The organism is Streptomyces sp. NPDC002623 (assembly GCF_053592635.1).
The window spans coordinates 1-1,069 of sequence record NZ_JBSFWB010000115.1; the positions used below are offsets into that span (position 1 = coordinate 1).

Sequence of the window (1,069 nt, forward strand, 5' to 3'; positions counted from 1 at the left end):
GCTCTGCACGGACCCCCGCGAACAGTCCCGCCGCCACGCCGAGGCGGCGGCCGACGCCTGGCACTCCGGCTGTTGGACGCGGCCGACCCCCTTTTCCCCTACCCGGTGGGCCGGCGTGCCGGTGGGCTGGTGGAGCTGAGCGGGTCGGTCGAAGTCGGCTGCGGTTCGGCAGCGCCCTGAAGGGGCGCGGGGCGCTGACGTGTGCGGCTCCGCCGCGCGGGCGCGACCAGCCACGATGGCGCCGCAGCAGAACGACGGCACATCGCGGCACTTCCAGCGGAGCGCTTAGCCTGCGGCCCGCTCCACCAGCACGCCGTCCTTCTCGTCGTACAGCTCACCGGTCTGCGGGCACTCCCACACATCGGCCTCGCCCGCGCGCGCGACCAGCTTGACGCCGGCCTTGCCGACCCAGCCGACCTGCCGCGCGGGAACCCCGACGACCAGGCCGAAGTCCGGGACGTCCTTGGTGACGACGGCGCCGGCGGCGACCATGGCCCAGCGGCCGATGGCGATGGGCGCGACGCACACGGCGCGGGCGCCGATGGACGCCCCGTCGGCGATCTTCACGCCGACGGCCTCCCAGTCGCCGCCGCGCTTCTGCTTGCCGTCGGGGTCCACGGAACGCGGGTTGTGGTCGTTGGTGAGGACCACGGCCGGGCCGATGAAGACACCGTCGCCGAGCTCCGCCGGCTCGTAGACGAGCGCGTAGTTCTGCAGCTTGCAGTTGTCGCCCAGGTGGACGCCCGAGCCGACGTACGCGCCACGGCCGATCACACAGCCCTCACCGAGGCGCGCGCCCTCACGGATCTGCGCGAGGTCCCAGACGCTGCTCCCGGCGCCGATCTCGGCACTGTCGTCTACCTGCGCGCTGGGCTGGACCCTGTAGTTCACTCTGCTGCCTTCCGGTGTGTGGCTTCGGTTGGCGAGCATACGGGGCCTGGTGGACGACGTCGGCGCGCGGCCCGGACGGCACTGTGGCCACCGGCGACCGTGACGTCCGCCTCACCCACCTCGCCGCCCTGTCCGGGGAACGGCTCGACCCCCGCGCCCTGGCCCGGGAACTCGGCGG

General features: G+C 73.7%; 1 protein-coding gene. It reads right to left on the minus strand.

From position 1 onward, the window contains the following. Positions 1-285 precede the first annotated feature (285 nt). Positions 286-891 (minus strand): acyltransferase, encoded by a 606-nt coding sequence (locus tag ACWD4O_RS48805; RefSeq protein ID WP_351920081.1) that lies wholly within the window; start codon positions 889-891, stop codon positions 286-288. Positions 892-1,069: the final 178 nt, after the last annotated feature.